This is a genomic window from Arthrobacter sp. A2-55, assembly GCF_025548615.1.
GTDB lineage: Bacteria > Actinomycetota > Actinomycetes > Actinomycetales > Micrococcaceae > Specibacter > Specibacter silviterrae.
The window spans coordinates 1-4,348 of record NZ_JAJLOZ010000128.1; the positions used below are offsets into that span (position 1 = coordinate 1).

General features: G+C 69.1%; 4 protein-coding genes. All 4 read right to left on the bottom strand.

What is annotated here, in order from left to right:
• A partial coding sequence (locus tag LPN03_RS20465; RefSeq protein ID WP_262455722.1) for a DUF979 domain-containing protein occupies positions 1-963 on the bottom strand: 963 nt, incomplete at its 3' end.
• Positions 960-1,685: a DUF969 domain-containing protein gene (locus tag LPN03_RS20470; RefSeq protein ID WP_165181353.1), complete on the bottom strand. Its 726-nt coding sequence runs from the start codon at positions 1,683-1,685 to the stop codon at positions 960-962. The genes LPN03_RS20470 and LPN03_RS20465, both read right to left, overlap by 4 nt.
• A 181-nt stretch (positions 1,686-1,866) precedes the next feature.
• Entirely contained in the window at positions 1,867-2,541 is a 675-nt protein-coding gene (locus tag LPN03_RS20475; RefSeq protein WP_165181354.1) for a GntR family transcriptional regulator, read from the bottom strand.
• Positions 2,542-2,599: 58 nt separating this feature from the next.
• Positions 2,600-4,348, bottom strand: a 1,749-nt coding sequence (locus LPN03_RS20480; RefSeq protein WP_262455723.1) for an acetyl/propionyl/methylcrotonyl-CoA carboxylase subunit alpha, incomplete at its 5' end; no start/stop codon positions are given.

Sequence of the window (4,348 nt, forward strand, 5' to 3'; positions counted from 1 at the left end):
GGCGAGGAAGTACATCAGGGCGATGTTGACGAACAGGAGCGGCACGCCGGTGGCCACCTGGGCCGTGATGACGCCGTACTTGTTCTTCATTTCCAGCAGCGCGGACGGGACCAGGTTGAAGTTGGCCGCCATGGGCGTGCACAGGGTGCCGCAGAATCCGGCCAGCATGCCGATCGCAAACACGATGGCCGGCTGGCCGTGGAAGCCCTGCACCAGCACGGGCCAGCCGATGGCCGCCGTCATGATCGGGAACGCGGCAAAACCGTTGCCCATCAGCACCGTGAAGATGAACATGCCCACGCAGTAGACCACCACGGCGGCAATCAGGGAACCGTTCGGCAGCAAACCCTTGGCAAGCGTTCCGACGGCGGTCCCCACCCCGGCCTTCGTGAACAGGATGCCCAGGGTTGAGAGCATCTGGGGCAGCAGCGCGGCCCAGCCGATGGTTTCCAGGATGCGCCGGCCCTCCAGGACTGGGGCCAGCTTATTCTTCGGGCGCAGGATGGCGACACCGACGACGGCGGCAACCACGGCGCCGATGCCCAGGGCCACCAGCGTGGTGTGGGTGGGGTCGATGAGGGGCTTGGCGCCAATCTTGAGCACGGGTGCCAGCAGGACGACGGCGACTGTAACCACCGGCAGTGCCAAGGCGGGGATGAAGAGCTTGTTGCCGAACTTTCCGGCGAAGGCGGTCCGCTGTTCCTCCGTGGTGGTCTTGGCGCGGCCGTCGCCCAGCAGCCCCGTGCTGGCCAGGGCCACCAGAACCAGGACGGCGATGCCCAGCACCCAGGCCGGGGCGGTTTTCGCCTCAACGGCGGTGCCGTAGAAGAAGCACAGGCCAAGCAGCCCCCAGAAGGACGAGCTGCCCCAGCGGCGCGGGTGGGTTGCGTCACGGGCTATCAGGAATGCCCAGCCGACAAACAGCAGGCCAATGAGCCAGTAGATGGATTCGACGTTGATCATGCTGCTCCTCCGGCGGGGGCGGTGTGTGCGGCTGCGGACTCTTCGGCGCGGGCCTCCTGGACGGCCTTGTCCAGCTGGCGGTCAAGGCGCAGCAGGCGGAAGCCGTGGATCAGGAAGGCGCAGATGGCCGTGGGGATGGCCCAGATGGCCAGCTGCAGGGGCTCCAAGTGGAGCCCGTAGGTGGTGTCGACGAAGGTGGTGATCAGCAGAATGGAGCCGACGGCGACAAACACGTCCTCGCCAAAGAACACGCCGACATTGTCCGCCGCGGCACTGTGGCCCTTGATCTTCTCCCGCACCTTGTCCGGCACGGAGCCGTAGCGCCGCAGCGCAGCGCCCTCGGCCATGGGGAAGACCAGCGGGCGCACGGTCTGGGCGTGGCCGCCGATGCTGGTCAGGCCCACAGCGGCGGTGGCCTGGCGGATCAACAGGTAGCCGATGAGCACCCTGCCGGTGGTGAGCCGGGCCAGCTTGGAAATGAGCGCCTTGGCCTGTTCCTGCAGCCCGAACCGCTCGATCAGGCCGATGACAGGGAGCACCACCACGAAGATGGTGACGGAGCGGCTGCTGGAGAATCCGGAGCCGAAGGCGTTGAGGATCTGCAGAGGGGTCATGCCGCCCAGGAGCGCCGTGACGATGCCGGAAATGGTGACAACAAGGAGGGGGTTCAGGCGGATGGCGAAGCCAACAATCACCAGCAGGACCCCGATGAGTACAAGCATAATTATCCGTTCCTGCCGCGGCAGGAAGCCGGGCCGTTATGACGGGCGAAGTGGATCCGGTGGGCGTGCTGCCCGGGCCGGCCGGACGCCCGCCAAGGGTGGCGGCCGTCACTGTGAACTACATCATATGCTTTTGTTCAACAATCCTGCAAGTGTTTGTTGAACAATCCCGGAAAAGGTCTTAAGGGGCGACGGCGAACTGCTCCAGCAGCTCCGCCTCAGCGACGTCGAGGTAGCTGCGCAGCCTCTCGGCGGCCTCGGCCCGCTGCCCGGCGGCCAGCAGCTCGAGGAGTTCAGCATTGAGTTCCACGTAGCGGCTGTGGAAGCCCGGAGCGCTGCCCATGGCATGGAACACCAGCCGCATCTGCGCCAGCACCCGCGACATCACCTCCAGCAGCCCGGTGCTGCCCGTGCCCAGGATGAGAGCCTCGTGGAAACGCTGGTTGGCGGCGGCCATTTCCGGCACCGAGCTGCGCGCCTGGGCGTCCCGGGCCTCCGCCACCACCCGGCGGAGTTCCGCGATGTCCGGCCCGGGTCCCCAGAGGGCGGCCGCCGGCTCCAGGATGCGGCGCACGCTGTAAATCTCACGGATCTCCTCCGGCCCGGGGGAGGCGACAAACACTCCACGGTTGGGGATCCGCGTGACGATCAGCTCGCCGTCGAGCACGGTGAAGGCCTCGCGCAGGGTGTTGCGGGAAACGCCCAACGTGGCCGAGAGGGACTGTTCGGAAAGCTTGGTGCCGGGCACCAGCTGGCCCTCCGCGATGCGGCTGCGCAGCACCGAGGCCACCCATGCGCCCGTGTGGGCATGGGTGGCGGCGGATGGAAGGTCCCCGAGGGCGGCGTTCATTGGCATGGTTCCAATCTATCCAACCCGGCGGGCCATCCCGCGCACGGCAGCTAGTCGATGCGGGCTATTCGATGCGGCACACTGCCTCGCCGCGCGCAATCTGCCCGCCCACGGTGTGGGGGCCGTGCACCACGGTGCCGGCACGGTGTGCCGTGACGGTTGATTCCATCTTCATCGCTTCAAGCACGACGACGGCGTCCCCGGCCGCGACGGTGGCCCCGTCGGCTGCCGCCCACTTCACGAGCCTGCCGGTCATGGGCGCCGCCAGTACCACGGCGTCGACGGCGGGGCCACCGTCGTCCGTGGTGTCCGGGGTGCCGGCGCCGGCGATCCAGCCGGCGGTGCCGTCGCCGGCAAAACTCCCGGGGTTCCCGTTGCGCAGGCCGGCCAGCAGCCCCGCGGGCAGCCCGATCCGCAGCGCCCTGCCGTCCACGTCCACGGTCAGTTCCTCGCGCCGGCCGTCCGGCTCGGCCCGTGCGATCTCATCGGAGGCGGCCAGCGTGGCCGCGAATTCCGACTCGATCCAGGTGGTGTGCACGCCGAAGCGGCCCTCCGCGGTGAAGGCAGGGTCGCGGACCACGGCGCGGTGGAACGGCAGTACGGTGGGGAGGCCAGTGATGGCCATTTCGTCCAGGGCCACCCGGGCACGGCGCAGGGCCTGGGCGCGGTCGGCGCCGTGGACAATGAGCTTGGCCAGCAGGGAGTCGTAGTCGCCGGGCACGGTGGAGCCGCTCCGCACCCCGGAATCGACGCGAATGCCTGCCCCGGTGGGCGGCTCGAAGGCGGTGATGGTGCCGGGGCCGGGCAGGAATCCGCGGGCCGGGTCCTCGGCATTGAGGCGGAACTCAAAGGCGTGGCCCACAGCCGGCGGATCCTCCGTGAAGCTCAGCGGCTCCCCGGCGGCGATGCGGAACTGCTCGGCAACCAGGTCCACGCCGGTGGTTTCCTCCGTGATGGGGTGTTCCACCTGGAGGCGGGTGTTGACCTCCAGGAAGGAGACCGTGCCGTCATCGGCCACGAGGTACTCCACTGTGCCTGCGCCCTGGTAGCCGGCCTCCCGGCAGATGGCCTTGGCGGAGGCATGGATGCTGGCCCGCTGGGCATCGCCGAGGAATGGCGCCGGGGCCTCCTCGACCAGTTTTTGGTGGCGGCGCTGGAGGGAGCAGTCGCGCGTGCCCACCACCACCACATTGCCGTGCTGGTCCGCCAGCACCTGGGCCTCCACATGGCGGGGGCGGTCCAGGAACCGCTCCACGAAGCATTCCCCGCGCCCAAACGCGACGGTTGCCTCGCGGACGGCGGATTCAAAGGCGTCGTCAATCTCGTCCAGGGTCCGGGCAATTTTCAACCCGCGACCGCCCCCGCCGAACGCCGCCTTGATGGCGACGGGCAGGCCGAACTGCTCCGCGAACGCCCGGACCTCGGCGCCGGATCCCACGGGGCCGTCGCTGCCGGGCACCAGCGGGGCGCCGGCGCGGACGGCAATGTCGCGGGCCGTGACCTTGTTGCCCAGGTCCCGGATGGCCTGCGGCGGTGGCCCGATCCACGTCAGCCCGGCGTCGATCACGGCCTGGGCGAAGTCCGCGTTCTCGGACAGGAAGCCGTAGCCGGGGTGGACGGCGTCGGCCCCGGAGCGGACGGCCACGTCAATGAGCTTTTCGATGTTCAGGTACGTGTCCGCACCGCTTCGCCCGCCCAGCGCGTAGGCCTCGTCGGCCCGGCGCACGTGCAGGGCGTCGGCGTCGGGCTCGGAGTATACGGCAACGGACGCGAGCCCGGCATCGGCGCAGGCGCGGGCCACGCGGACGGCAAT